This is a genomic window from Rhodococcus sp. DK176, assembly GCF_038447315.2.
GTDB lineage: Bacteria > Actinomycetota > Actinomycetes > Mycobacteriales > Mycobacteriaceae > Rhodococcus_F > Rhodococcus_F jostii_A.
In genome coordinates this window covers 1,668,946-1,693,239 of the sequence record NZ_CP118321.2, presented here as the reverse complement: position 1 = coordinate 1,693,239, position 24,294 = coordinate 1,668,946, and the positions used below count along the sequence as shown (strand labels likewise).

Below are 24,294 nucleotides of genomic sequence, written 5' to 3'. Positions count from 1 at the left end.
GGCTACTATCAGCTAACTCAGTCGAGTCGGGGGAAATATTTCCGCTCATCATCGGTTGATCGCCGCTCGTCGCGGCACACACACCATCTACCGCAGGAAGTCGATACATGGATACATCGCAGAGCGCGTCCACTGCGCGCCCGACGGTCGGCGTCGTTCGGGAGTCGAACGACGGTGAGCGTCGGGTCGCGTTGGTGCCCAAAGTCGTGGCGTCGTTGATCGCCAAGGGCGTCGACGTGGTGGTCGAGTCGGGTGCCGGTTTGGGCGCGCTGATCCCGGACGAGTCGTACAAATTGGCAGGAGCCGCCATCGCCGATCCATGGGCGGCGGACGTGATCGTGAAGGTCGCGCCGCCGTCGGACGAGGAGGTGGCCCGGTTGCATGCCGGGCAGACCCTGATCGGGTTCCTCGCCCCCCGTAACCAGGACAATCAGGTCGCCGCGCTGAAGGCGGCCGGGGTGCAGGCGTTCGCGGTCGAGGCGATCCCGCGGATTTCCCGTGCCCAGGTGATGGACGCGTTGTCGTCGCAGGCGAACGTGTCCGGGTACAAGTCGGTGCTGCTCGCGGCGTCGGAGTCGACCCGGTTCTTCCCGATGCTCACCACCGCCGCGGGCACCGTCAAGCCCGCCACGGTGCTGGTGCTCGGGGTCGGTGTCGCCGGCCTGCAGGCCCTGGCCACGGCGAAGCGTCTCGGTGGCAGGGCCACCGGCTACGACGTGCGCCCGGAGGTCGCCGACCAGGTCCGCTCGGTCGGTGCGCAGTGGCTCGATCTGGGGATCGACGCCGCCGGTGAGGGCGGGTACGCCCGCGAGCTGACCGAGGCGGAGCGGGCGCAGCAGCAGCAGGCGCTCGAGGACGCGATCAAGGGCTTCGACGTGGTCATCACGACCGCCCTGGTGCCCGGCCGTCCGGCACCGCGGTTGGTGACCGCCGCCGCGGTGGAGGGCATGAAGCCCGGCTCCGTGGTGGTCGACCTGGCCGGTGAGACCGGCGGTAACTGCGAGCTCACCGAGCCCGGTCAGACCGTGGTCAAACACGGGGTGACGATCTGCTCGCCGCTGAACCTGCCCGCCAGCATGCCCGAGCACGCCTCGGAGCTGTACTCGAAGAACATCTCCGCGCTGCTCGAGTTGATGCTCGTCGACGGGGCGCTGGCCCCCGATTTCTCGGACGAGGTCCTCGCCGCGTCCTGCGTCACCCGTGAGGAGGGTGTGTCCTAGATGTACACCGAATTGTTGGCGAACATCGCGATCCTGGTGTTGTCCGGGTTCGTGGGGTTCGCGGTGATCTCCAAGGTCCCGAACACGTTGCACACCCCGCTGATGTCGGGCACGAACGCCATCCACGGCATCGTCGTCCTCGGCGCGCTGGTGGTGCTCGGCAAGGTCGACAACCCGCCGTGGGGGCTGCAGGTGATCCTGTTCGTGGCCCTGGTCTTCGGAACGATCAACGTGGTCGGTGGTTTCGTGGTCACCGACCGGATGTTGGCGATGTTCAAGTCCAAGCCCACCGCGCCTGTTGCTGCTGAGAAGGGTGGGGACCGGTAATGGAGTATTTGGTCAACGTTTTGTACATCGTGGCGTTCGCGATGTTCATCTACGGTCTGATGGGTCTGACCGGCCCGAAGACCGCGGTCCGCGGTAACCAGATCGCCGCGGTCGGTATGGGTGTGGCGGTGGTCGCGACGTTGATCGCGATCCGGGACACCTCCAACTGGGTGCTGATCGTCGCCGGTCTGGTGATCGGTGTGGTGTTGGGTGTGCCGCCGGCGTTGCGGACGAAGATGACCGCGATGCCGCAGCTGGTGGCCCTGTTCAACGGTGTGGGTGGTGGCACGGTCGCGCTGATCGCGTACGCCGAGTTCCTGGACTCGGACGGGTTCACCGCGTTCCAGCACGGTGAGTCGCCGACGGTGCACATCGTCATCGCGTCGCTGTTCGCGGCGATCATTGGATCGATCTCGTTCTGGGGTTCGGTGATCGCGTTCCTCAAGCTGCAGGAAACGTTGCCGGGCCGGCCGATCGGCATCGGCCGGTTGCAGCAGCCGCTCAATGCGGTGCTGCTGATCGGTGCCGTCGCGTTGGCGGTGGCGATCGGGGTCAAGGCGATCGAGCCGACCGGCCCCACGTCGCAGTGGTGGATCGTGGGTGTGCTGGTGCTGGCGGCGGTGCTCGGGTTGATGGTGGTGCTGCCGATCGGCGGCGCCGACATGCCCGTGGTGATCTCGCTGCTCAACGCGCTGACCGGTCTGTCCGCGGCGGCCGCCGGTCTCGCGCTCAATAATCAGGCGATGATCGTGGCCGGCATGATCGTCGGTGCGTCGGGTTCGATCCTGACCAACCTGATGGCGAAGGCGATGAACCGGTCCATCCCGGCGATCGTGGCCGGCGGGTTCGGTGGCGGCGGCGTCGCGGCGGCGGTCGGGGACGGCACCGTCAAGACGGCGAAGTCGACCTCGGCGGCGGATGCGGCGATCCAGATGGCGTACGCCAACCAGGTGATCGTGGTCCCCGGCTACGGGTTGGCCGTCGCGCAGGCCCAGCACGCGGTCAAGGACATGGCCAAGATGCTCGAGTCGAAGGGTGTCGAGGTCAAGTACGCCATTCATCCGGTCGCCGGCCGGATGCCCGGGCACATGAACGTGCTGCTGGCCGAGGCCGACGTCGAGTACGACGCGATGAAGGAAATGGACGACATCAACGACGAGTTCGCCCGCACCGATGTCACCCTGGTGATCGGTGCGAACGATGTCACCAACCCCGCCGCCCGCAACGATCCGTCCTCGCCGATCCACGGGATGCCCATCCTGAACGTGGATCAGTCGAAGTCGGTGATCGTGCTCAAACGGTCGATGAATTCCGGGTTCGCCGGCATCGACAACCCGCTGTTCTTCGCCGACACCACCTCCATGCTGTTCGGGGATGCGAAGAAGTCGGTCTCCGAGGTCACCGAGGAACTCAAGGCCCTGTAGGCCCTCCGGGCCCGTGCGTGGTTGACGAGTGCAGAGACTCGCAGACCACGCACGGGCGCGAAGCGCCTCAGAGGCGCAGACTGCCGCGGTGCCGGGAGAAGGCGATGGCCGCGGTGTCGGGCCGTCGCTCTTCACGCTCGGCGGCCACGGGGGAGTACAGCATCAGGGTGGACGCCAGCGCCCACCAGATCGCCAGGATGATCAGGCCGGCCGCAAGGCCGAAGATGCCGATCGGTTCGACCAGCGCGGCTGCCCCCGCGACACCGAGGACGACGGCGAAACCCAGTCCCGCGATGACGGGCCGGAACCGCGGCGCAGACACCAGCAGCGCCGAACCGTACAGCGCGGTGACGGCGACGACGTGCCCGCTCGGCAGGAGCACCGACGGCGCATCCGATTCCCATGCCCGGACTGCGGCGCTGGTGAGATTCGCGCCGATACACAGCAGCAGTACCGCACCCATGCCGTACGAAAGTTTTCGCATCGCCGCGACGATGGCGAGTACGACGGTCGCTGCGAGCACCGTGGTGATGTCGATCGCCTGGATTACAGGATCGGCGACGGGTCGGAGTGCCTCCGGGAGGACGAGACCCGACGATTCGGGGCGGATGAGGTACAGCGCGCACAGTGCCGCCACACCCGCCGCGGCGAAGGCGAGGCGACGAAGACTGCGACGCAGCCTGCTAGTCGATTCGGTCACGACACACAGTGTGCCAACCGACGCTGAACGATCGATGAGAGGCCGCTGTGAGGTCGGTGAACGGCCCTGTTCGTGCGGCGAGTGTGTGTCCCGATCGCGGGTGGGTGCCGCACTTGGCGGAGTAACGTCGTCGCCGACCGATCTCGAATCGTCTTTCCGCGTGAACACACCCGATGTGACCGATATGAGTGGACGGATCTCGCGCCGATCGTTGCTGCGTGCGGTGGCGCTCGGCGGTGGGCTGGGCGCGGTGTCGGCCGGGTCGGCGAGCGCCTTCCCCTTCGACATCGATCCGCTGCGACCCCTGATGTTCTCCTCGCCCCCGCTCGAACCCTTTCGTGATCGGCTCCCGATCCTGCCGACGATGTCCGGGACGACCGTCGACGTCCACGCGAGCAGCACACTCCACCAGTTCCACGCCGATCTGCCGCCCTCGCCGGCGTTGGCATACAGCGGAGCGGACTATCTCGGCGCGACGATCGAGGCGCACATCGATCAGCCGACGACGATCGCCTTCCGGAACAGCATCACCGTCCACCCGTTCGCGTTCGATTTCGATACGTCGCTGCACGGGCTGAGCGAACGGGACCGCACGCAGGTGCCCACGGCGACGCATCTGCACGGCGGGGTGAATCCGCCGCAGTTCGACGGGCACCCCGAGCAGGTGTTCCGGCCGGGTCAGGAGTACCTGCACCATCTTCCGAACCGGCAGGACGCGGCCGGACTGTGGTACCACGACCACGCCATGGGGGTGACCAGACTCAACATCTATGCGGGCCTCGTCGGGCTGTACCTGCTGCGGGACGACTTCGACACCGGGCGCGCCGACAATCCGCTGCGTCTGCCGGCGGGGGAGTTCGAGGTTCCCCTCGTGCTGCAGGAGAAGATGTTCACCGCCGAGGGCAGGCAACGGATCCGCTCGACGCCCGCCGTCCCGCGAGGGAGCTGGGAAGGGGGCGCGGTCGGCGACGTCGGGGTCGTGAACGGCAAGGTGTGGCCGGAACTCGACGTGGCCCGGGGGTTGTATCGAATGCGACTCGTCAACGCGGGCTCGCTGAGTGTGTGGAATCTGTACTTCGGCAACCGGATGCGGTTCTGGGTGATCGGCGGCGACAACGGGCTGCTGAACGCCCCGGTCGCGGTGACGCGGGTGCGGTTGAGCCCAGCCGAGCGTGTCGACGTCCTCGTCGACTTCGGAACTCTCGAATCGGGATCGACGGTGGAACTCTGCAACGACGAGCCGCCGCCGTTCCAGGCCGCACTGATCGGCGAACGCACGATGCCGAGGTTCTGCCGTTTCCGGGTGGGCACTGCCCGCGGATTCGCCGGCGCGCCCCCGGCGACACTGCGCGGAGGACCAGCGCAGCCGGAATTGCTGCCGCCGATCCCGCGGCCCGAGGTCTTCCGGAACGTCACGCTCAGCCAGCCGAGCGACGTGCGGCTTCCGCCGTCGATCATGTCCCTGAACAATCTCCGGTATTCGACCGAGGACATCGAGTTGCCGCGCCAGGGCACTGTAGAGCAGTGGAACATCATCAACGCGACCAATGATCCGCATCCCGTGCATCTGCATCTCGCGAACTTCCGGGTGCTGGGGCGTCAGGTCATCGAGACTCTGCGATTCGCGTTCGCCACCCCGCAGCCGCCGCTCGGCATCCGGTGGACTCCGTCGGCGGACGCGTTCACGATCTCTCCGCTCCTTCCGGCGGAACCGTGGGAGCGGGGATTCAAGGACACGGTGCTGGCGAACGCCAATTCCGTCACCAGAATCGTCGTGCGGTTTCCCACGGCGGAGGGGCTGGGCTTCGACCCCGACGCGGTGTTCGGGAACGAATCACACGACGCCCACGGACACGGACCCACCGGTGGTCCGAGATCGCTGCAGGGCTACGTCTGGCACTGTCACATCCTCGATCACGAGGATCACGAAATGATGCTCAGGTACCGCACGCCGGCCTGAAAGGTCAGGTGCGCCGGACCGCCCCCGCGAACATGGCGGCCACCAGCACACAGACCAGGGGCACCACCATCGCGACGGTGAGCGGAACCACCTGAGTGATCCAGCCGATGGTGGCCGGGCCGGCGAGGAATCCGACGTACCCCAGCCCCACCACCCGGGACATGTTGGTGCCCGCGGAACCCGCGCCGAGGTTTCCCGCGGCGGTGAAGATCTGCGGGACACAGCCCGACAACCCGAGGCCGAACAACGCCCAGCCCAGGACGGTGAGCGGGAGCAGCCCGGAGACGACGACGAGCAGCATTCCGAGGGCCGCGATCAGGGTGCCGTAGCGGACGACGGCGACGGGACCGAGCGCTCCGCTCACACGGTCCGCGGTGAACCGGCCCACCGTCATCATCACGGAGAAGGCACCGAACGCGAGGGCGGCGACGGAATCCGACGTTCCGAGGTGTTCCTTGACCTGCAGCGTGCTCCAGTCGTTCGCGACACCCTCCGACAGCATGAGGACGAAGGCGATGCCACCGAGCGCGAGGACCCGGGTGGACAGCCGGCCCTGTGCCTTGTCGGCGGGAGCGGTGTCGTGCCGAGAGCGGGGACGGTCCGCCATCAGCCACCGCGAGCCCGCGGCGACGGTGACGACCCCGACACCTGCGGCGACCAGCAACGCCGTCACGGGTGCCCACCCGGCTGCGAGCGTCGCCGCCCCGAGCAGCGATCCTGCCACCCCGCCCACGGAGAACAGGGCGTGGAACGCCGACATGATCGGCCGTCCGTACCGCTGCTCGACTTCGACGGCCTGCGAGTTCATCGACACGTCCAGTGCGCCGTTCGCGAAGCCGAACACGAGCAGGGCGAGACCGAGTTGCCAGGCCGCGGACGCCAGCCCCGGGCCCACAGTGGCGGCCGACAGTGCGAGTCCGGCGATGATCACCATGCGCCTGCTGCCGAACCGGTCGGCCAGTGGACCGCTGACCTGCATGCCGCCGATCGCGCCGACCGCGAGCAGGAGCAACAGCGAACCCAGCGTCGAGTGGCTGATGCCGATCCGGTCCTCGATCGCCGGAATGTGCACGACCCACATGCCGAGCAGGAATCCGTTGATCCCGAAGATCCCGAACGTTCCCGCGCGCGCCCGGCGGAGCGGCTCGGCCACTGGTTCGCGCGTGTCGACCGCGGACGCTCGGGAAGTGCTCACCGACCAAACGTACCGAGGATCAGAGGTGCGCGAGCAGTGAGGCGGGATCGTGCAGCATCGCCGCCACGGACGACAGGAACCTCGACCCCTGCTCGCCGTCGACCACCCGGTGATCGAACGACACGCTCAGGGTGGTGACCCACCGCACCGCGAGTTCGTCCTCGTGCACCCACGGTCGCCTGGTGACGCTGCCCAGGCAGAGGATGGCCGATTCGCCGGGGTTGAGAATCGGCGTCCCCGCGTCGACACCGAACACTCCGACGTTGGTGATCGACACCGTGCCGCCGGTCAGCTGCGCGGGTTCGGCTCTGCCGCTGCGCGCGGTAGCAGTCAGTTCGGTGATCGCGCGGCACAGTTCGAGCAGGCTCAGCGACTGCGCCTCCTTGATGTTCGGGACCACCAGACCGCGGGGCGTGGCCGCGGCGATACCGAGATTGACGTAGTGCTTGGTGACGATCTCCTGGTTCTCCTCGTCCCACGAGGCGTTGAGACTCGGGTTCTCGCGCAGCGCGACGATCATCGCCTTCGCGACCAGGCTCAGCGGTGTCACCGACAGTCCCTCGAAGTCGGGGAGGCCTCGCAGTCGTTCGAGCAGTTCCACCGACCGGGTCACGTCGACGGTCACGAATTCGGTGACGTGCGGGGCGGTGAACGCGCTGCGGACCATTGCCGCCGCGGTCTGCTTCCGGACGCTGCGGATCGGGGTGCGGGTCTCGCGCTCCGACTGCTCCGACGGTTCCGGCGGCTCCGGTGTCGACGGCACGGATTGCCCGGCCGAACCCGCGTGGGATTCGACGTCGTTCCGGGTGACGGCGCCGGACGGCCCCGTCCCCGCGACGACGGCGAGGTCGACCCCGAGTTCACGGGCGGTCGCCCGGGCCGCCGGCGACGCGTCGGGGCGCCGACGGTCCGGACCGGACGTGCCGGTCTCCGGAGCGGTCACCAGCCTCCGCCGAGCCCGTTTGCTCTCGGCGGCGGCCTCGGGCCCGTACCCCACCAGAACGGGCGTGCGCGCGGGAGGTTCCTCGGTGGCCGCATTCGTCGCAACCCGGATGATCGGCGTCCCGACCGGCACCGTCGCGCCCGCCGGAACCAGCAGTTCCTCTACGACACCCGCGTACGGCGAAGGCAACTCGACGAGCGCCTTCGCTGTCTCGACTTCTCCGATCACCTGATTGAGTCCGATCGTCTGGCCCACCTCGACGGCCCAGGAGACCAGCTCGGCCTCCGTCAGCCCCTCACCGAGATCGGGTAGGCGGAATTCCTGCGCCAACGGACGGCTCCTCTCCTCCGATGAGTGCGATCAGGCCGCGAGGCTGCGGTCGACCGCGTCGAGCAGGCGGTCGGCGTCCGGCAGATGGTGCAGTTCCAGCTTCGCCGGGGGATACGGAACGTCGAATCCGCCGACCCTCAAGACGGGCGCGTCCAGTTGGTAGAAGCACCGCTCGGAGATGCGCGCGGCGATCTCCGCGCCCAGGCCGAGGAACGTCGACGCCTCGTGCGCGACGACGAGTCTTCCGGTCTTGCGAACCGACTCCTCGATGGTGTCGAAGTCGATCGGCGAGAGGGAGCGCAGGTCTATCACCTCGAGCGAGTGCCCCTCGTCGGCGGCGATGGACGCGGCCGACAGGGCCGTCGGCACGACGGAGCCGTACACGACGATGGTGGCGTCCGTGCCCTCTCTGGCCACCCGGGCCCGGTGCAGTGGCAGGTCCGGTTCGGCGTCCAGGTCGAATTCGGCCTTGTCCCAGTACCGCCGCTTCGGTTCGAAGAACACCACCGGATCGTCCGCCGCGACGGACTGCTGAATCATGTGGAACGCGTCCGCCGGGTTGCTGGGTGTGACGACGCGCAGTCCGGCGGTGTGCGCGAAGTACGCCTCCGGTGACTCCGAATGGTGCTCGACCGCGCCGATGCCGCCGCCGTACGGGATCCGGATCGTGAGGGGCGCGGTGACCCGGCCCTGCGTGCGGTAGTGAATCTTGGCCACCTGGGACACGATCTGGTCGAACGCGGGGTAGACGAAGCCGTCGAACTGGATCTCGCAGACGGGCCGGTAACCGCGCAGGGCCATGCCGAACGCGGCGCCGATGATTCCGGATTCGGCGAGTGGGGTGTCGATGACCCGGTTGTCGCCGAAATCCTTCTGCAGGGTGTCGGTGACGCGGAAGACCCCGCCGAGGCGTCCGACGTCCTCACCCATGATCACGACCTTGCGGTCGTGTTCGAGGGCGCGCCGGAGGCCTGCGTTGAGTGCGGCGCCGAGCGACAGTGTGGTGGTGGTCATGACAGTGCCTCCTCGATGCCTGCGAAGCCCGCGAGGTACGCGGCGTACTGCTCGCGTTCCTCGTCGATGAGTGGGTGGTCGGCGGAATACACGTGCTCGAACAAGTCGAGCGGCTCCGGATCGGGAGCACCGATGGTCCCGGACCGCAGTCGCGCCGCGACGTCGTCGGCGGCGGCCTGCACCCCGGCGAGGAACGTGTCGTCGAGCAGGCCCTCCCGGTCGAGGAGGCGCCTCATCCGGTCGATCGGGTCGCGGGCCTTCCAGACCTCGGTCTCGGCTGCCGCCCGATACCGGGTGGGATCGTCCGATGTGGTGTGGGGGCCCATCCGGTACGTGACGGCCTCGATGAACGTCGGCCCACTGCCTTCGCGCGCCCGCTGAGTGGCCTGGCGGGTGACCGCGAGGACCGCGAGAACGTCGTTGCCGTCCACTCGGAGGGCGGGCATGCCGTAACCGGCGGCGCGCTGCGCGATGGGGACGGGACTCTGCAGGTGGACCGGTTCGCTGATCGCGAACTGGTTGTTCTGGCAGAAGAATACGACCGGCGCGTTGAAGCTCATCGAGAAGCCGAGGGCCTCGGCGAGGTCGCCCTGACTGGTGGCGCCGTCGCCGAAATAGGCGATCGTCGCGATCTCCGCGCCGTCCAGATGGGCGCCCATGGCGTACCCGGTGGCGTGCAGCCCCTGGGAGCCGACGACGATCGCGGGATTCGTCAGGTTCACGGAACTCGGATCCCACGCGGAATGGGCGCATCCCCGCCACATGCGGGTCATCACCCCCGGGTCCACGCCCCGGCAGTAGGCGACGGCGTGTTCGCGGTAGCTGATGAACGCGTAGTCGTCGGATCGGAGGGCGCGGGCGGAGCCGACCTGTGCGGCTTCCTGCCCGAGCATGGGGGCCCAGAGTCCCAGTTCGCCCTGGCGTTGCAGGGCGACGGCTTCGACATCCATCCGACGCGCGACCACGAGGTCCTCGTAGAGGCCGCGCAGTTGGTCGGGTCCGATGTCGCGGACCAGGCTCGTGTAGTCGGGTCTGAAGACCCGTCGGCCGTCCGGCTGGATGAGCTGGACCGGATAGGCAATCTTGTCGACCATCGGGGTCACCTCGCGTTGTCGAGTCCGTGAACCTTGTGGGTTCGTAGGAGACGGGTACTGCGGTAGGGCAAGGGTGTGTCCTACTTCACAGCATCCACGAGAATGCGAAGTGCGCAAGTGGCACCGCCGGCTCCGGGCAGAATGCCCAGTTTCAGGGGACGTTGAGGTGTCATGCTGCGTCCAATGACCAATTCGGACACAGCCGACGCCAGGTTGTTGCTGCAAGGGTCGGAGAACCCCGGATCACCCCGCGAACACGAACCCGATCGAGGCGAGGACGGCCAGCACCGCGAGGTACACCGCGGGCATCGCGACGGCCCGGGTATCGGGGTTGCCGTAGTCGCCGTGCCGGACGTGGAAGGCGATTGCGCACAAGAGGAGGACCAGCAGCGCCACCGCCGCGATCACTCCCAGTGGAGTCCAGTAGAGGCCGACGAGAACGCCGACACCCCCGGCGAGTTCCGCCACGCCGATCAGCCGCACCTGCTGTCCGCTCAGGCCCCGGGATTGCAACCCCGTCCACGCGGTTCCCTTCAGCCTCAGCTTGGGAATGCTCACGGCGACGGCACTCACGGCGAGGAGCACGCCGCACACGATGAGGAAAACTTCCACGTCGGTCCCTCCAGTTCCGGCCGAATCGGCCTCACTGTTGCCACCCTAGGGCCGCGACCTGCGGTGCGGACCGGTTCCCTCCGCATCGGGCTTCCGAGCGGTTAGCATCGAGCGCGTGAATGCTGTGGGGCTGAACGAAGATGCCGTTTCTGCGTGGATTGCCGGACTCGGCGTGGGAGCGATCGCGCCGCTGAGCTTCGAGAGGATCGGGAACGGTCAGTCGAATCTCACGTACGCGGTCAGCGATGCGGGTGGTGGTCGGTGGGTGCTGCGGCGGCCACCGCTCGGACATCTGCTCGCGTCGGCGCACGACGTGGTCCGCGAACATCGGATTCTGTCCTCTCTGCAGGGATCCGACGTTCCGGTGCCGAAGATCCTCGGGCTCACCGACGATCCGGAGGTCACGGACGCGCCGCTCGTGCTGATGAGCTACGTCGCGGGGGTGGTGATCGACAGTGTCGGCGTGGCGAAAAAGCTGACACCCGAACAGCGGAATGCCGTCGGACTGGCGATGCCGAAGGCTCTCGCGAAGATTCATGCGGTCGATCTCGGAGATGCCGGGCTGGAGGATCTGGCCAGTCACAAGCCGTACGCGGCAAGGCAGTTGAAGCGCTGGACGGATCAGTGGGAGAAGTCCCGTACCCGCGAGGTCCCGGCAATCGAGGACCTGGCGGGCATCCTCGAGCGCAACATGCCGGAGCAGACCGAACTGTCGTTGGTGCACGGTGATTTTCACCTCAGCAACGTCATCACCTCGCCCGAGGAAGGTGAGGTGGTCGCGGTGGTCGACTGGGAACTGTGCACGCTGGGCGACCCCCTCGCCGATGTCGGCGCATTGCTGGCCTACTGGCCCGAAGCGGGCGACGAGGACGCCGGACCGTTCCCGGCCTCCACCCTGGAGGGATTCCCCACCCGGGCCGACCTCGTGGAGGCCTACGTCCACCACACGAAACGCGATGTCACGCATGTCGGGTACTGGCACGTGCTGGCGTTGTGGAAACTGGCGATCATCGCCGAGGGCGTCCTGCGCCGGGTGATCGACGACCCCCGGAACAAGGCCGAGACCGGTGCGCCCACGGTCGCGCTGATCGACGGCATCATCGCCCGGGCGGTCGCCACGGCGGAGGCCGAGGGACTGCGCTGAACCGCCTGGTCGTGCCGGACGTTCAGACGGCGTCCGGCACCACCAGAAGGGTTGCAGCGCTCCGGATTTCGTCGGGAATCGGCACCGGTCTCCGGGTCTTCGCGTCCACATACACGTGCACGAAACGGCCGAGAGCCGCGAGTTCGAGTGCGTCGTCGTTCTCGCGGAAGATCGCGAGCGCATACACGATGCTCCGGGTGCCCAGCTTCTCGACGGACAACCCCACCTGCAGACGGTCCGGAAACGTCAACTCGCTGACGTACTTGCAGGACGTCTCGGCGACCACGCCGATGGCGGGCAAATCGCGGATGTCGGTGCCCGTCGTCGCGATCAGCCAGCCGTTGACGGCCGTGTCGAAGTACGAGTAGTACGTGACGTTGTTGACGTGCCCGTAGTGGTCGTTGTCTTCCCAACGGGTCGGCACCGGCCACAGGGCGGGGAAGTCGGCGGCGGTCGGCAGCGCGGGGGCGTCGTCGTGTTTCACCGTGCCGACCCTAATGCCACGGATCCCCCGGACCACGCGTCGGGCAGAATCGCATCCTATGTCTGTGCCCGACAGCGATGTGCGTTCACCCGATTCCGCCGCCCAGCCGATCAGCGCCGGAATCGTCACCGCCCTGGTGGGCTTCACCAGTTCGTTCGCGGTCGTCCTCACGGGATTGACGGCGGTGGGAGCGAACTCCGCCCAGGCCGCGTCGGGACTGCTGGCGTTGTGTGTGACGCAGGCGCTGGGCATGCTGTGGATGTCGCGGCACTACCGCATGCCGATCACGCTGGCGTGGTCGACGCCGGGCGCCGCGCTCCTCGCCGGTGCGGGGACGGTGAGCGGCGGCTGGCCGGCTGCGGTCGGGGCGTTCGTCGTCGTGGGGGCGGCGGTGATCCTCACCGGGCTGTGGCCGCGGCTGGGACGGCTCATCGCGGCCATCCCCTCGGCGTTGGCGCAGGCGATGCTCGCGGGGGTGCTGCTGCCGCTGTGCCTGGCGCCGGTGCTGGCGCTGCGTGACGCTCCGCTGGCCGTCGCGCCCGTGGTTCTCGTGTGGCTGGTTCTGCAGCGGTACTCGCCGAGGTGGGCGGTGCCGGCCGCGTTCGCGGCTGCCGCAGTGGTGATCGCGGTCGGTCTCGCCTCCGGCAGCGACGGACTCGACACCAGTGCGCTCCTGCCGAGACTCGACGTCACCGCACCGGCCTGGACGTGGCAGGCGATGATCGGGATCGCGATCCCGCTGTACATCGTGACGATGGCATCCCAGAACATCCCCGGGACCGCCGTCATGAATTCGTTCGGCTACCGGGTGCCGTGGCGGCCGGCCATGCTGGTGACCGGAGTCGGGACCCTGGTGGGCGCGCCCGCGGGCGGACACGCCATCAACCTCGCCGCCATCAGCGCCGCCCTCGCCGCCGCGCCGTCCGCACACCCCGATCCCAAAAAGCGCTGGGTTGCGGCCTTCACGGCAGGCTGGGCCTACCTGGTGCTCGCCGCCTGTTCCGCCGCGGTGGCCACGCTCATCGCCGCGGCACCCGAGGGCGTCGTGGAGGCGGTCGCCGGTCTCGCGCTCCTCGGCACCCTCGGCGGGGCACTGGCCTCCGCCCTCGACGACGTCCGCGAACGGGAAGGCGCCGTCGTCACCTTCCTGATCGCCGCGTCGGGGGTGAGCATCCTCGGCATCGGGTCCGCGTTCTGGGCGCTGGTCGCCGGACTGATCGTCCGGGTCGCGGTGAGCTCGCGGCGATAATGGGGTGATGACCACCATCGAGGTAGTGCAGGGTGACATCACGACGGTCGAGGTCGACGCCATCGTCAACGCCGCCAACTCCGGACTGCTCGGGGGTGGCGGCGTGGACGGCGCAATCCACCGGGCCGGTGGCCCTGAGATCCTGGCCGAATGCAGGCATCTGCGGGCCACCACACTGCAGGACGGACTCCCGGCGGGGCAGGCCGTCGCGACGACGGCGGGCCGGTTGCCGGCTCGATGGGTGATCCACACGGTCGGCCCCGTGTACTCCGCGTCGGACGATCGGTCGGCCACCCTGCGCAGCGCCTACACCAGCAGCCTGGCGGTGGCCTCCGATCTCGGCGCACAGTCCGTTGCGTTCCCGCTGATCTCGTCCGGGGTGTACGGCTGGCCCGCGGACGACGCCGTCCGGCAGGCGGTCGGTGCCGTCCGTGAGTCGGACGCCGGAATTCCCCGGGTGCTGTTCGTGGCGTTCGACGCACGGATGGCGTCCCTGCTGCGGGGTGAGGTGGGGTGACGGCGCTGGTTCGGATCCGCGCACGGGGGTAACCGGAGGCGACCGGACTGGATCTTCCCCACGCGGAGGCGGTGGACCGCACTGAACACCGATTTCGTGTATCTCACGGCAGGACTGGCTCTTCTGCTGGCCGCCACCGTTCCGCGCCTGTTCCAGGACCGTGCCGTCTCGGCGCCGCTGATCGTCCTGGCGGTCGGGGCGGGCGGCGGCCTGCTGCTCGGCGAGTCGGGCACGGACACATTGTCGCCGGCACTGCATCCGGCCGTGACGGAGCACCTGAGTGAAACCTGCGTCATCGTCGCCCTGATGGGTGTGGGACTGGCGATCGACAGGCCTCTGGGCTGGCGGACGTGGAATTCGACGTGGCGTCTGCTGCTGATCGCGATGCCTCTCGGAATCGCCGCTGTCGCGCTGCTCGGCTGGTGGGTGGCGGCACTGACTCCCGCCGTCGCGATCCTGCTCGGGGCGGTCCTCGCGCCCACCGACCCGGTTCTGGCGTCCGACGTGCAGGTCGAAGGTCCCACCTCGGGCGGCGAGTCCCATCGGGAGGACGACGAGGTCCGGTTCGCGCTCACCTCGGAGGCCGGGCTCAACGACGCTCTCGCCTTCCCGTTCGTGTATCTGGCACTGTTCATGATCGGCAAGGGGCCGATCGAGCAGTGGATCGTGCAGTGGGTGGCCTGGGAGCTGATCGGCAAGGTCGTCATCGGCGCGGCTCTGGGGTGGATTGCCGGTGATCTGTTCGGCCGCGCGGTCTTCCGCTTCCCGATCACCCACATGCGCCTCGCCGAACGCAGCGAACCCATCTTCGCGCTCGCCGCCACGTTCGCCGTGTACGGACTCACCGAACTGGCCGGGGGATACGGCTTTCTCGCCGTCTTCGCCTGCGCCGTCGCGATCCGTCGGACGGAGCGGGCCCACGACTACCACGCCGAGATGCACAGCCTGATCGAGCAACTCGAACACGTGCTCACCCTCGCCGTCCTGCTCCTGCTGGGGGTGGCACTCACCTCCGGTCTGCTGACCGGACTGACGTGGGGCGGGGTTCTCGTCGCGGCAGCCCTCGTGTTCGTCATCCGGCCGGTGGTGGGATGGCTTTCACTGCTGGGCTGCGAGGAGATGTCCGGTCCCGAGCGCCGGGTCACCGCCTTCTTCGGGGTTCGCGGAATCGGGTCGATCTACTATCTCGCCTACGCCGCTGCGGAAGCCGGCGTGGACGACGAGAAATGGTTGTGGTCGACGGTGGCCTTCACCGTCGTCCTCTCCGTCCTCGTCCACGGGGTGAGTGCGACACGGGTGATGCGCCTGCTCGATCTTCGCCGGGAGGGCGGTGCAGTCGCGGACCGGTAGCGTCGCGACCGCACCGCTCGACCGGGGGGTGGCCTGTTCCGGCTGTCTACTCATTGCGCACGGCGGAGGTGCGCGCCGTGTCTGCCGGGTGCTCCGAGTCCTCGGCTGGGTGGACGAGGACGGGCGGCGCCGCCGAGACCACCGAGGGTGTGGGCCGGTTGCCGGCCTTGACCTCGTTGAACAGGATGTTCAGCAGCACCGCGACGATGCTGGCCGCGCTGATGCCCGAGTCGAAGACGATGTGGACCCACTCCGGGAAGGCCGAGTAGAACTCGGGCACGGCGATCGGAATGACCCCGAATCCGAGGGCCACCGCGACGATGACCAGGTTGAGGTTGCCGTCGTACGACACCTTGGACAGTGTTCGGATTCCGCTCGCGGCCACCGAACCGAAGAGGACGATCCCCGCACCGCCGAGGACCGGCAGTGGCACGGACGCCACCAGTCGCCCCAGGACGGGGAACAGCCCGAGAGCGAACAGAACCGAACCTCCGGCCGCGACAACGTATCTGCTCTTGATCCCCGTGATCGCGACCAGCCCGACGTTCTGAGCGAACGCGCTGGCCGGGAACGTGCCGAACACCGGTGCCACGGTGGTGGCGAGCATGTCGGCGCGGAGACCGTCGCCGACCCGGCGGGCATCGACCCTCGTTCCCACGATTTCGCCGACCGCCAGGATGTCCGCCGTCGTCTCGGTCATGATCACGAGGATCACCACGGTCATCGAGATGATCGCGCCGATCTGGAACAGCGGAGTGCCGAACGAGAACACCTGCGGCAGTTCGAAGATCGCGCCCTTCCCGACGGCACCGAAGTCGGCCTTGCCGATCAGCGCGGCGAACAGGGTTCCCACGACGATGCCGATCAGGATCGACAGCCGCGACAGGGTTCCCTGTACCAGCCGGCTCACCAGCAGCACGACGAACAGGCTGAATCCGGCGAGCCCGATATTGGACATCGAACCCCAGTCCGGCGCCTTGGCGTTGCCGCCCATCGCCCAGCGCACCGCGACCGGAAGGAGGGAGATGCCGATGACCGTGATGATCGATCCGGTGACGACGGGCGGGAAGTAGCGCACGATCCTGCAGAAGAACGGGCTGATCAACAGTCCGATCGCGCCGGCGACCATGATTGCTCCGAACACCGAGCGCAGTCCACCCGGACCGCTGGCCACCGCCACCATCGTGGACACCGAGGCAAAGGAAATGCCCTGCACCAGGGGAAGTTTTGCCCCGAAATACGGAACGCCGAGGGTCTGCAGCAGTGTGGCCGCACCGCTGACGAACAATGCCGCCGACACGAGCAGGCCGATCTCGACGCCGGTCAGCCCGGCGGCGCCGCCGACGATCAGGGGAGGCGCGATCACGCCGCCGTACATCGTCAGGATGTGCTGCAACCCGTAGACGTACGACTTTCCGATCGGCAAACGCTCGTCCTCGGGTCCGGGAGTTCCGGCAACCCGGTGTCCGATCCGCTTCATCGCCGCGCTCCTAGCAGAATCCGGGAACGGAATCCCAGGCGCGGCCGGCGTCGGGAGCGTCCTCGCGCTCGACGGTCGCCTCGATCAACCCGTAGGGGCGGTCGGCCGCGAAGAACACCTCGCCGGGGTTGTCGAGTCCGAACGGTTCCAGGTCGACGAGGAAGTGGTGTTTGTTCGGCATCGAGAACTTCACCTCGGCGATCTCGGGGTGCGCCTCGAGTACCGCCGAACCCATCTGGAACAGGGACTGCTGCAGCGCGAGCGAATGCGTCGTGGCGAAGGCCTCCAGCATGATTGCCCGCACGTTCTCGAAGGTCTTGTCGAAGTCGACGTCGGTGGTGAGGTAACGCCACCGGGCGCTCACCGACGTGGCGAGGATCCGGTCGGACGTCTCCTGCAGCGTGGTGTACTTGTCCTTCGGGTAGCCCCGGAACTCCGAGCCCGTCGACTTCAACACCACCATGTTGCTGAGACCGGACACGATCCACGTCCGATCGCCGTCCATGGTGACCACGGTGTTTCGCCGTTCGTCGCTCGATCGGACGAAGGAATGGTCGTGGCCCTCGCCGTCGACCGGGATCCGCGCCCACGAGTACTGCTCGATCTCCCACCGGCCGCCGGTGATCCACTCGAATTCCCCTGTGAAGTGCTGTCCGAGCCGCATGGCGAACGTCTCGATCGAGCCGACGCCGTCGCGGGCGAACGCGTACACCGTGTTCTTCTGGGTGTCCGTGGCCACGACGTGCGCGTTGTCGCCTTCGGTGTGTACCGCGTCGAGGTCGCCGCGCAGTTGCGACGTCACGGTGACGTCGTCGATCTCGTGTCGCTTCGTGTCCCGGGTGATCTTGACCAACCGGACTTCTGCCTTGCCGTACTGGTTCTGGCCGAGCACGATCTTGCTCATGATTAGCTCCCTCGGTAGGTCGAGTATGCGAACGGGCTGAGAAGCACTGGTACGTGGTAGTGCTGTTCGCTGTCGGTCAGCGCGAACGTGATGGTGATGTCGGGGTAGAACGCCGGACGTCCCTTCACTGCGAAATAGCGTCCGGTGTCGAAGACGATCCGGTAGGTGCCCGGCTCGAGTCGGGCGGGGCCCAGGGTTGTGACGCGTCCGTCGTCGTCGGTGACGGCCTCGGCCACGGTGATCCAGTCGGACTGTCGCTGGACCGTCAGCGTGACCGGCACCTCCCGCGCGGGCATGCCTTCGGCCGCGTCCAGCACGTGGGTGGTGACCTGGCTGATCTCGCTCATGCGTCCAGCATCCCGGCGAGCCGACGTGCGGCGATGTCGCGCAGTTCCTCTGCGACAAAGGCTAATTCGCTGTCCTCGTCGTTGAGGAGCCGGCGGTCGAGTGCGGTGAGGATGTCGGACGTGCTGCGGCCGGCGGCGCGGACGAGGAAGACCCGGCCGAACTTGTCCTCGTAGGCGCGGTTGCCGTCGATGAGCCGTTTCTGCGCCGCTGCGTCGGACGAATCGACATTCGACTGTTCCGAGCGTGCCAGGTGCGCCTGGGCGTCGTCGCCTCCCGGGGGTTCACCGATTCGGGGATGGTGCGCGAGGGCTTGCTCGATCTCCCCCGCGGAGAGCGGGCCGGCGCCCGTCCTGGCCGCGGTGAGGAGTGAGGCACGATCGGTGTACGGCCGGGCGGACACGAGTTCGTCTGCCCACCGGGGAATATCCAGGCAGATCCGCGCCAGTTCCGTTGCCTCGGACTGTGAAGCCTCGTTGAATCGTTGGAGTCCTGCATCGAGATCCATGCGACCCTTTCTTCCACAATGCGAAATAATGATTCCGTATAGAGAAGCGTGACAGGGGTCACAATTCATGTCAAGACCCAAAATTGAATTGATCCAGATTCGGATGCGAGTGCGGTCCGCGGCGTGCCGAAATCAGAACCGGCGAAAGCCGTTGTAGCACAACAGTGCGCGAGCGCGGTCGCGCCGAAATGTGGGGTTCTAGTCCTCGCCGCCGGGATCGTGAGCGAGAAGACGGGGAAACGCGAACCACAGCGTCGCGAACATCAGCGCGGCCGCCACCCCGATCACGATCGCGACCGGACCGCCCACTGCCACTTCGGCAATCAGGAGCACGGTGCCGGTCATGGCTGCGGCGAGAAATCCGACACCCCACAGTGCGAACAGGTTGGCCTTGCGCAGGATGTCGACCCGGCGGCCCTGACGGAACAGCACCCGGTGCCAGACCGCCGGGGCGATGAGCAGCGCCGAGGACACCGTTGCCAGGAGCACCGTGACGAGATGGAGCATGCGAAGGCCGGACGACTGCTCCTCGTACGCCTCGGTGAAGGCGACCGCGAGGAGGAAGGCGAACAGGATCTGCACGCCTGCCTGCGCGACACGGAGTTCCTGCAGCAGCTCGCTGAAGTTGCGTGCGAGCCGTTGCGCGGGTGTCTCCTCGGTGCTCACCTCACGACCGTGAGTACTCGGAGGCCCTGCGGATCTCTTCGGGGGACGGGCGGACACCGGTGTAGAGCACGAACTGCTCCGCCGCTTGCAGTGCAATCACCTCGGCGCCGGTGATGACGGTCTTGTGACGTTCGGCCGCGGCCCGGATCAGCGGCGTCGCGGCGGGCATGGCAACCACATCGAACACGGCCTCCGCCGCATCGATCGCATCGAGTTCGAACGCCAGATCGTCCGCTTCGGGACCGCCCGCCATGCCGACGGGGGTGGCATTGATCAGGAGCCCCGGCCGTGCCGCGCCGAGTTCGGGTTGCCAGTCGAATCCGTACTGCTTCGCGACGGCACCGCCCGTGGTCTCGTTGCGGGCGACCACGGTGACGTCGGTGAAGCCGTAGTCGCGCACGGCGGCGACCACAGCTTTGGCCATTCCGCCGCTCCCGGCCACCGCGACGGACAGCGAGTGCGGCAACGCGTTGTCGCGCAACAGGTTCGCGATGGCCTGATAGTCGGTGTTGTAAGCGTGCAACACTCCGTTCTCGTTGACCACCGTGTTGACGGACTCGATGACCGACGCCGATTCGTGCATCACGTCGACGTACTCGATGATCTGCTCCTTGAACGGCATGGAGACGCCGGCGCCGCGGATGCCCAGCGCGCGGATGCCGCCGACCGCGGCCTGGAGGTCGTTGGTGGTGAACGCTTTGTAGACGAAATTGAGGCCCAGCTCGCCGTACAGATAATTGTGAAACCGGGTGCCGATGTTGCTCGGTCGGCCGGAGAGCGAGATGCAGAGAAGAGTGTCTTTGTCGAGCTGGTTCATCCGGTAAATACTAGTAGTGGGCTCCCATCCGTGCGCGTTCTCAGCTCCGAATACACGGTGACGACGGCAAAGGAGCAGGGCTGCGATGACTACGACGATCGGTGACCGGGACGAGGCGGCGCGGACGCCTCGGAGGCGGCGGCACCTGTTCTCCCGCGCGCTCGCCGGAGTGATCGCCGCCGGCGTCGTGCTCGGGGTGGGCGAACTGCTGTCGGTGCTGATCGACCCGAACTCGTCGCCGTTCTATGCGGTCGGATCGACGACGGTGGACCGCAGTCCTGCCTGGGCTCGCGAGTTCGCGATCGACACGTTCGGCACCAACGACAAACCCGCACTGTTCGTCGGGATGACGATCCTCATCGTGCTCCTCGCCGCGACAGCGGGAATCGTCGAGCGCCCCCGCGCCCCGTTCGGCAGCGCGATCCTGGCGGTTCTCGGGCTGGTGGGCATCGTTGCCTCGACCCAGCGTCCCAGCGCCACGTGGATGTTTGCACTGCCGACCGTGGTGGGGGTCGTCGCCGGCATCGCGGTTCTGCGGGTGCTGACGACCGCCGCGCGGGCGCCCGAGGATTCGGATGCCGAGGATTCGTGGTTGCCGCGCCGGACTTTTCTTCTGCTGGCGGCGGCTGCCGCCGCGACGGCCGCTGCCGCGGGAGCCGCCGGCCGCCACCTCGGGCAGCAAGCCGCGGGAGCTCTGGACAACCGCCGCGCTTTCGCCCTTCCCGAGGTGTCGGACCGGGCGGCCCCGATCGCTCCCGGCACCGACGTCGACGTGCCGGGAGCCACCCCGTTCGTCACGTCGAACGAGGATTTCTACCGGATCGACACCGCCCTGCGGGTCCCGCGGTTGACGACGGACGACTGGCAACTGCACATCCACGGCATGGTCGACCGCGAGCTCACGCTGACGTGGGACGACCTGGTCGCGAGGACGCCCGTCGAACGGGTGATCACGCTGACGTGCGTGTCCAACGAGGTCGGCGGAAACCTTGCCGGCAACGCGACGTGGATCGGCTACCCGATCAAGGACATCCTCGACGAGGCCGGTGTGCACCCGGGCGCCGACATGCTGCTGTCCACCAGCAGCGACGACTTCACGGCGGGCACCCCGGTCGACGCCCTGAGGGACGGGCGCGACGCGATTCTCGCGGTGGCGATGAACGGTCAGCCGTTGCCGTTCGAGCACGGTTATCCGGTGCGGCAGGTCGTCCCCGGTCTCTACGGCTACGTGTCGGCCACCAAATGGGTGGTGGATTGGGAACTCACGCGATTCGACGAGGCGGAGGCCTACTGGACCCAGCGCGGATGGTCCGCGAAAGGTCCGATCAAGACCGCGTCCCGGATCGACGTGCCCGCCTCGTTCGCGCCCACCCCGCCCGGACCCGTCCTCGTCGCCGGAACCGCATGGGCGCAGCACCGCGGCATCGCGAAGGTGGAGATACGGGTCGACAACGGCGAATGGCAGACGGCGACCCTCGCCCCGCAGTACACCATCGACACCTGGCGGCAGTGGACGTGGGAGTGGCAGGCCACGTCCGGCCTGCACACCCTCCAGGTGCGTGCCACGGATCTGGACGGCAACGTTCAGGTGGAGGAGCGGACGCCTCCGATTCCGGGTGGCGCCACCGGCTGGCACACGCGGTCCTTCACCGTGGCCTGAGGCGCCGTCGCCTGAGGCGCTCACAGACACTTCTTCGCCACCTCGGCGAGCGCGTCGCGGTCCGCCACCGTCACCGGAAGCCCGTACTCCACCGCCACCGACAGGTACTTGCCCGCGTAGAAGCAGTGGTACGCCGGATTCGGTGGCAGCCAGTCCTGCGGGGTCCGGTCGCCCTTGTCCTGATTGTCCGCACCGTTGACGGCCAGCAGATTGAACGTGACGTCGTTGGCGAACCGGAGCCGACGCTCGGGCGACCACGTCGACGCGCCCATGTCCCACGCCGCCGCCAGCGGGTAGACGTGGTCGATCTGAACGGCTTTCGCGTCGGCCCGGTCGAATGGAAGCACCTCGCCGGAATACGGATCGGCCAGGACGCCGCTCAGCACCACGCAGTCGCGGGTGCCGTCGCGGAACGCCACCGAGCGGAGATCGAGCGCGAGAACGTTGTTGCGGGTGTCGCACCCGTCGTGACCCGCCGCGGCGTCCTGGTCGTCGGTCCAGGCCGGGCCGAACACACACAACTCCTTGCCGGAGCAGCCGCGCTGGTATCCGCCGGGGTGCGGGCGGGACTCGACCGTCGCAACCCGGCCGAGCAACTCCTCGATGTGTGCGCGGGGCGGACTGCCCGGCGCAGGGCCGGGGCCGCTGAGGTCGAGAAGTGACACCCCGCAACCGCAGACCGTCAGGATCGCCGCCAGCCACGCGGCCACGTACAGAAGTCTCATGCGTCCCCCGGCGCTCGACGAATCTCCCCCTACCACCCGGAGTATGCACCGGGCCCCCGACAGGTCAAGTGAAGGGCAGGCGCACAGCGGCGATCGACGACAGGTGCGTGCCGTCGTGGCCGATCACCCAGGAACCTCCGCTCTGCCTGCACTCGGCGAGCAGGTCGAGGGTGCGGAGGAGGAAGAAGATCGCCTCGCTGGGGGTGGGCGTGACCGCAAGCCTGTGTGCCTCACCGTGTTTCATCCCGTCGAGCCACACACCCGACTGTCCGTCCAGTCGAATCGTGACGATGTGCGTGGCATCGACGAAGGCGTACTTCCGTTGCTCCCACGGAGTGGTGAGCGCGTACCCCTGTTCGAGAACCTGGATCAGGATGCTCATGACCGACTCCCGAGTGTCCGGCAGTTACGTCTCTCCAGCATCTACCTCGGAACGGGTGAAATCCAGACCTGCTAACCGAACTCGATCACGACCTTGCCGCTCGTGTGACCGGACTCGACCATCGCGAGAGCGTCACCGGCGTGTGCGAACGGGAATCGGTGGGCGACCCGCGGGTCCAGGGTCCCGTCCGCCACCAGCGCGGCCACCTCCGCGAACACCGCGGACGTTCGGCGCCGTTCCACTCCCGAGCCGCCGAGATCGCGCGCGGCGAGCGAGTCGCCGATGCTGATGATCACCGCCGGATCCGCAACCACCCGCGCCGCCTCGGCGAGCGCGTCACCGCCGACGAGGTCGAAGACGGCGTCGACCGGGCCGGGTAGGCGTGCGGCCAGTCCGTCTCCGGATGCCACCCAGGTGGCGCCGAGGGATTCGACGACCTCCCGTTTGCTCTCGCTCGCGACCCCGATCACCGTGACGTTCCGCGCCGCGGCCAACTGCAACGCCGCCACCCCCACGCCACCGCCCGCGCCGACGACGAGCAACCGACTGCCGGGCGCCAGGTCCAGGGTGCTCAGCGCGTCGTACGCGGTTCCCGCCGCGACGGGGAGCGTGGCCGCGTCCGCGAACGAGACCGGATCGGGCTTGTGCGCCGCCGAGGCCGTGTTGACCAGGGTGTACTCGGTGTATCCGCCGAATCCGGTGGCGGTCGCGCCGAACACGGCGTCGCCGACCATGAAGCCGGTCACCCGGGGGCCGACATCCGCGACCACACCGGCGACCTCCCGGCCCAGAACGGCGGGAAGGGTGACGGGGACGGTGTCCTTGCGCGTGCCCGCGCGCACCTTCCAATCGGCGGGATTCACGCCGGCCGCGTGGACGGCGACCAGCAACTGTCCGGGTCCGGGGGAGGGAACGGGGACGTCGAAGAACTGCTGCGTCTCGGGGCCGCCGTACTCGCTGAAGCCGTATGCCATGCTCACGCCCACAGTCCTATCACGAACCGGGGCCGGGATCCGGGCACGAAGAAGGCCCACCGAACCGGTGTCGGTGAGCCTTCTCGTAAGAACTCAGGAGCCGAACAGGCCGCCCAGGGAGCCTGTGCCTCCGCCCCCTCCGCCACCACCCATCAACGGTCCGAGGACCTGGATGAGTTGGACGAGAACCTGCAAGATTTCTGTCATGTCCATTTTGTCTTCCTCCGATCACTGCGATCACGTTCGGCAGCGATCCCGGTGAGTTACCGG

25 protein-coding genes are annotated in these 24,294 nt (G+C 67.9%); 9 read left to right on the top strand and 16 right to left on the bottom strand.

Annotated features, from left to right (window positions below; genetic code table 11):
• The first annotated feature begins 107 nt into the window (after positions 1-107).
• Genes PSR88_RS08010 through PSR88_RS08000 form a run of 3 tightly spaced genes read left to right on the top strand, consistent with a single transcriptional unit; the run spans position 108 to position 2,971 of the window.
• A complete protein-coding gene (locus PSR88_RS08010; RefSeq protein WP_342338068.1) occupies positions 108-1,220 on the top strand; it encodes a Re/Si-specific NAD(P)(+) transhydrogenase subunit alpha in 1,113 nt (370 codons plus the stop codon).
• Complete coding sequence (locus PSR88_RS08005) at positions 1,221-1,547, top strand: NAD(P) transhydrogenase subunit alpha (protein WP_009474267.1); 327 nt, start codon at positions 1,221-1,223, stop codon at positions 1,545-1,547.
• Positions 1,547-2,971, top strand: a complete 1,425-nt coding sequence (locus PSR88_RS08000; protein ID WP_011594539.1) for an NAD(P)(+) transhydrogenase (Re/Si-specific) subunit beta — start codon at positions 1,547-1,549, stop codon at positions 2,969-2,971. Before PSR88_RS08005 ends, PSR88_RS08000 begins: the two co-directional genes overlap by 1 nt.
• A 67-nt stretch (positions 2,972-3,038) precedes the next feature.
• Here the strand turns inward: PSR88_RS08000 and PSR88_RS07995 are convergent, their stop codons facing one another.
• Complete coding sequence (locus PSR88_RS07995; protein ID WP_009474265.1) at positions 3,039-3,671, bottom strand: hypothetical protein; 633 nt, start codon at positions 3,669-3,671, stop codon at positions 3,039-3,041.
• Positions 3,672-3,855: 184 nt separating this feature from the next.
• Here PSR88_RS07995 and PSR88_RS07990 point away from each other — a divergent pair, with 184 nt between their 5' ends.
• Positions 3,856-5,631, top strand: a complete 1,776-nt coding sequence (locus PSR88_RS07990; RefSeq protein ID WP_037197196.1) for a multicopper oxidase family protein — start codon at positions 3,856-3,858, stop codon at positions 5,629-5,631.
• Positions 5,632-5,635: 4 nt separating this feature from the next.
• On the opposite strand, the gene PSR88_RS07985 is transcribed toward PSR88_RS07990, so the two are convergent.
• The 5 genes from PSR88_RS07985 to PSR88_RS07965 all read right to left on the bottom strand — a co-directional run bounded on the left by PSR88_RS07985 (position 5,636) and on the right by PSR88_RS07965 (position 10,819).
• The gene (locus PSR88_RS07985) at positions 5,636-6,784 is read right to left on the bottom strand and encodes an MFS transporter (RefSeq protein ID WP_037197185.1); all 1,149 of its coding nucleotides are present in this window, start codon (positions 6,782-6,784) and stop codon (positions 5,636-5,638) included.
• 61 nt (positions 6,785-6,845) lie between these two features.
• The gene (locus tag PSR88_RS07980) at positions 6,846-8,099 is read right to left on the bottom strand and encodes a dihydrolipoamide acetyltransferase family protein (RefSeq protein ID WP_016883053.1); all 1,254 of its coding nucleotides are present in this window, start codon (positions 8,097-8,099) and stop codon (positions 6,846-6,848) included.
• Positions 8,100-8,129: 30 nt separating this feature from the next.
• Positions 8,130-9,113, bottom strand: coding sequence for an alpha-ketoacid dehydrogenase subunit beta (locus PSR88_RS07975; RefSeq protein WP_016883054.1), 984 nt, complete (start codon positions 9,111-9,113; stop codon positions 8,130-8,132).
• Positions 9,110-10,207, bottom strand: coding sequence for a pyruvate dehydrogenase (acetyl-transferring) E1 component subunit alpha (gene pdhA / locus PSR88_RS07970; protein ID WP_029539434.1), 1,098 nt, complete (start codon positions 10,205-10,207; stop codon positions 9,110-9,112). Before pdhA ends, PSR88_RS07975 begins: the two co-directional genes overlap by 4 nt.
• 243 nt (positions 10,208-10,450) lie before the next feature.
• Entirely contained in the window at positions 10,451-10,819 is a 369-nt protein-coding gene (locus PSR88_RS07965; RefSeq protein ID WP_016883056.1) for a DoxX family protein, read from the bottom strand.
• A 115-nt stretch (positions 10,820-10,934) separates the two neighbouring features.
• Here PSR88_RS07965 and PSR88_RS07960 point away from each other — a divergent pair, with 115 nt between their 5' ends.
• Positions 10,935-11,963 carry a phosphotransferase family protein gene (locus PSR88_RS07960; protein WP_037197187.1) on the top strand — a complete coding sequence of 343 codons (1,029 nt, stop codon included), beginning with the start codon at positions 10,935-10,937 and terminating at the stop codon, positions 11,961-11,963.
• A 22-nt stretch (positions 11,964-11,985) separates the two neighbouring features.
• On the opposite strand, the gene PSR88_RS07955 is transcribed toward PSR88_RS07960, so the two are convergent.
• Positions 11,986-12,447 carry an acyl-CoA thioesterase gene (locus PSR88_RS07955; RefSeq protein ID WP_009474257.1) on the bottom strand — a complete coding sequence of 154 codons (462 nt, stop codon included), beginning with the start codon at positions 12,445-12,447 and terminating at the stop codon, positions 11,986-11,988.
• A 58-nt stretch (positions 12,448-12,505) separates the two neighbouring features.
• Between PSR88_RS07955 and PSR88_RS07950 the strand changes: the two genes are divergently transcribed.
• The 3 genes from PSR88_RS07950 (at position 12,506) to PSR88_RS07940 (ending at position 15,563) form a co-directional block, all read left to right on the top strand.
• On the top strand, positions 12,506-13,696 hold the full coding sequence (locus PSR88_RS07950; RefSeq protein WP_085990442.1) for a benzoate/H(+) symporter BenE family transporter: 1,191 nt from the start codon (positions 12,506-12,508) through the stop codon (positions 13,694-13,696).
• 7 nt (positions 13,697-13,703) lie between these two features.
• Positions 13,704-14,213, top strand: coding sequence for an O-acetyl-ADP-ribose deacetylase (locus PSR88_RS07945; protein WP_011594534.1), 510 nt, complete (start codon positions 13,704-13,706; stop codon positions 14,211-14,213).
• A gap of 96 nt (positions 14,214-14,309) precedes the next feature.
• Positions 14,310-15,563: a cation:proton antiporter gene (locus PSR88_RS07940; RefSeq protein ID WP_009474254.1), complete on the top strand. Its 1,254-nt coding sequence runs from the start codon at positions 14,310-14,312 to the stop codon at positions 15,561-15,563.
• Between the two features lie 46 nt (positions 15,564-15,609).
• Here the strand turns inward: PSR88_RS07940 and PSR88_RS07935 are convergent, their stop codons facing one another.
• The 6 genes from PSR88_RS07935 to PSR88_RS07910 form a co-directional block, all read right to left on the bottom strand.
• The gene (locus PSR88_RS07935) at positions 15,610-17,043 is read right to left on the bottom strand and encodes a nucleobase:cation symporter-2 family protein (RefSeq protein ID WP_016883059.1); all 1,434 of its coding nucleotides are present in this window, start codon (positions 17,041-17,043) and stop codon (positions 15,610-15,612) included.
• A 10-nt stretch (positions 17,044-17,053) separates the two neighbouring features.
• Positions 17,054-17,947, bottom strand: a complete 894-nt coding sequence (gene pucL / locus PSR88_RS07930) for a factor-independent urate hydroxylase (RefSeq protein WP_016883060.1) — start codon at positions 17,945-17,947, stop codon at positions 17,054-17,056.
• 2 nt (positions 17,948-17,949) lie between these two features.
• Positions 17,950-18,294 (bottom strand): hydroxyisourate hydrolase, encoded by a 345-nt coding sequence (uraH, locus tag PSR88_RS07925; protein WP_009474252.1) that lies wholly within the window; start codon positions 18,292-18,294, stop codon positions 17,950-17,952.
• A complete protein-coding gene (gene uraD / locus PSR88_RS07920) occupies positions 18,291-18,800 on the bottom strand; it encodes a 2-oxo-4-hydroxy-4-carboxy-5-ureidoimidazoline decarboxylase (protein WP_016883061.1) in 510 nt (169 codons plus the stop codon). The genes uraH and uraD overlap by 4 nt, the downstream gene beginning before the upstream one ends.
• Before the next feature lie 198 nt (positions 18,801-18,998).
• Positions 18,999-19,466 (bottom strand): DUF6328 family protein, encoded by a 468-nt coding sequence (locus PSR88_RS07915; protein WP_009474250.1) that lies wholly within the window; start codon positions 19,464-19,466, stop codon positions 18,999-19,001.
• Position 19,467: 1 nt separating this feature from the next.
• Positions 19,468-20,283 carry a shikimate 5-dehydrogenase gene (locus PSR88_RS07910; RefSeq protein WP_011594529.1) on the bottom strand — a complete coding sequence of 272 codons (816 nt, stop codon included), beginning with the start codon at positions 20,281-20,283 and terminating at the stop codon, positions 19,468-19,470.
• Between the two features lie 85 nt (positions 20,284-20,368).
• Between PSR88_RS07910 and PSR88_RS07905 the strand changes: the two genes are divergently transcribed.
• Positions 20,369-21,943: a molybdopterin-dependent oxidoreductase gene (locus PSR88_RS07905; protein ID WP_016883062.1), complete on the top strand. Its 1,575-nt coding sequence runs from the start codon at positions 20,369-20,371 to the stop codon at positions 21,941-21,943.
• A gap of 20 nt (positions 21,944-21,963) precedes the next feature.
• Here PSR88_RS07905 and PSR88_RS07900 read toward each other — a convergent pair whose 3' ends face one another.
• From PSR88_RS07900 to PSR88_RS07890, 3 genes are all read right to left on the bottom strand, one after another.
• A complete protein-coding gene (locus tag PSR88_RS07900; protein WP_016883063.1) occupies positions 21,964-22,668 on the bottom strand; it encodes an HNH endonuclease family protein in 705 nt (234 codons plus the stop codon).
• 64 nt (positions 22,669-22,732) lie between these two features.
• On the bottom strand, positions 22,733-23,050 hold the full coding sequence (locus tag PSR88_RS07895; RefSeq protein WP_005252838.1) for a hypothetical protein: 318 nt from the start codon (positions 23,048-23,050) through the stop codon (positions 22,733-22,735).
• Positions 23,051-23,121: 71 nt separating this feature from the next.
• Entirely contained in the window at positions 23,122-24,024 is a 903-nt protein-coding gene (locus PSR88_RS07890; RefSeq protein ID WP_020476816.1) for an NADP-dependent oxidoreductase, read from the bottom strand.
• Positions 24,025-24,294: the final 270 nt, after the last annotated feature.

Excerpts from the sequence above, each read along its gene's own strand:
- PSR88_RS07935 (WP_016883059.1), bottom strand. The coding sequence starts at position 17,043 with ATGAAGCGGATCGGACACCGGGTTGCCGGAACTCCCGGACCCGAGGAC.
- PSR88_RS07895 (WP_005252838.1), bottom strand. The coding sequence starts at position 23,050 with ATGAGCATCCTGATCCAGGTTCTCGAACAGGGGTACGCGCTCACCACT.
- uraD (WP_016883061.1), bottom strand. The coding sequence starts at position 18,800 with ATGGATCTCGATGCAGGACTCCAACGATTCAACGAGGCTTCACAGTCC.
- uraH (WP_009474252.1), bottom strand. The coding sequence starts at position 18,294 with ATGAGCGAGATCAGCCAGGTCACCACCCACGTGCTGGACGCGGCCGAA.
- PSR88_RS08005 (WP_009474267.1), top strand. The coding sequence starts at position 1,221 with ATGTACACCGAATTGTTGGCGAACATCGCGATCCTGGTGTTGTCCGGG.
- pucL (WP_016883060.1), bottom strand. The coding sequence starts at position 17,947 with ATGAGCAAGATCGTGCTCGGCCAGAACCAGTACGGCAAGGCAGAAGTC.
- PSR88_RS07910 (WP_011594529.1), bottom strand. The coding sequence starts at position 20,283 with ATGAACCAGCTCGACAAAGACACTCTTCTCTGCATCTCGCTCTCCGGC.
- PSR88_RS07900 (WP_016883063.1), bottom strand. The coding sequence starts at position 22,668 with ATGAGACTTCTGTACGTGGCCGCGTGGCTGGCGGCGATCCTGACGGTC.
- pdhA (WP_029539434.1), bottom strand. The coding sequence starts at position 10,207 with ATGGTCGACAAGATTGCCTATCCGGTCCAGCTCATCCAGCCGGACGGC.
- PSR88_RS07945 (WP_011594534.1), top strand. The coding sequence starts at position 13,704 with ATGACCACCATCGAGGTAGTGCAGGGTGACATCACGACGGTCGAGGTC.
- PSR88_RS07905 (WP_016883062.1), top strand. The coding sequence starts at position 20,369 with ATGACTACGACGATCGGTGACCGGGACGAGGCGGCGCGGACGCCTCGG.
- PSR88_RS08010 (WP_342338068.1), top strand. The coding sequence starts at position 108 with ATGGATACATCGCAGAGCGCGTCCACTGCGCGCCCGACGGTCGGCGTC.
- PSR88_RS07975 (WP_016883054.1), bottom strand. The coding sequence starts at position 9,113 with ATGACCACCACCACACTGTCGCTCGGCGCCGCACTCAACGCAGGCCTC.
- PSR88_RS07890 (WP_020476816.1), bottom strand. The coding sequence starts at position 24,024 with ATGGCATACGGCTTCAGCGAGTACGGCGGCCCCGAGACGCAGCAGTTC.
- PSR88_RS08000 (WP_011594539.1), top strand. The coding sequence starts at position 1,547 with ATGGAGTATTTGGTCAACGTTTTGTACATCGTGGCGTTCGCGATGTTC.
- PSR88_RS07950 (WP_085990442.1), top strand. The coding sequence starts at position 12,506 with ATGTCTGTGCCCGACAGCGATGTGCGTTCACCCGATTCCGCCGCCCAG.
- PSR88_RS07990 (WP_037197196.1), top strand. The coding sequence starts at position 3,856 with ATGAGTGGACGGATCTCGCGCCGATCGTTGCTGCGTGCGGTGGCGCTC.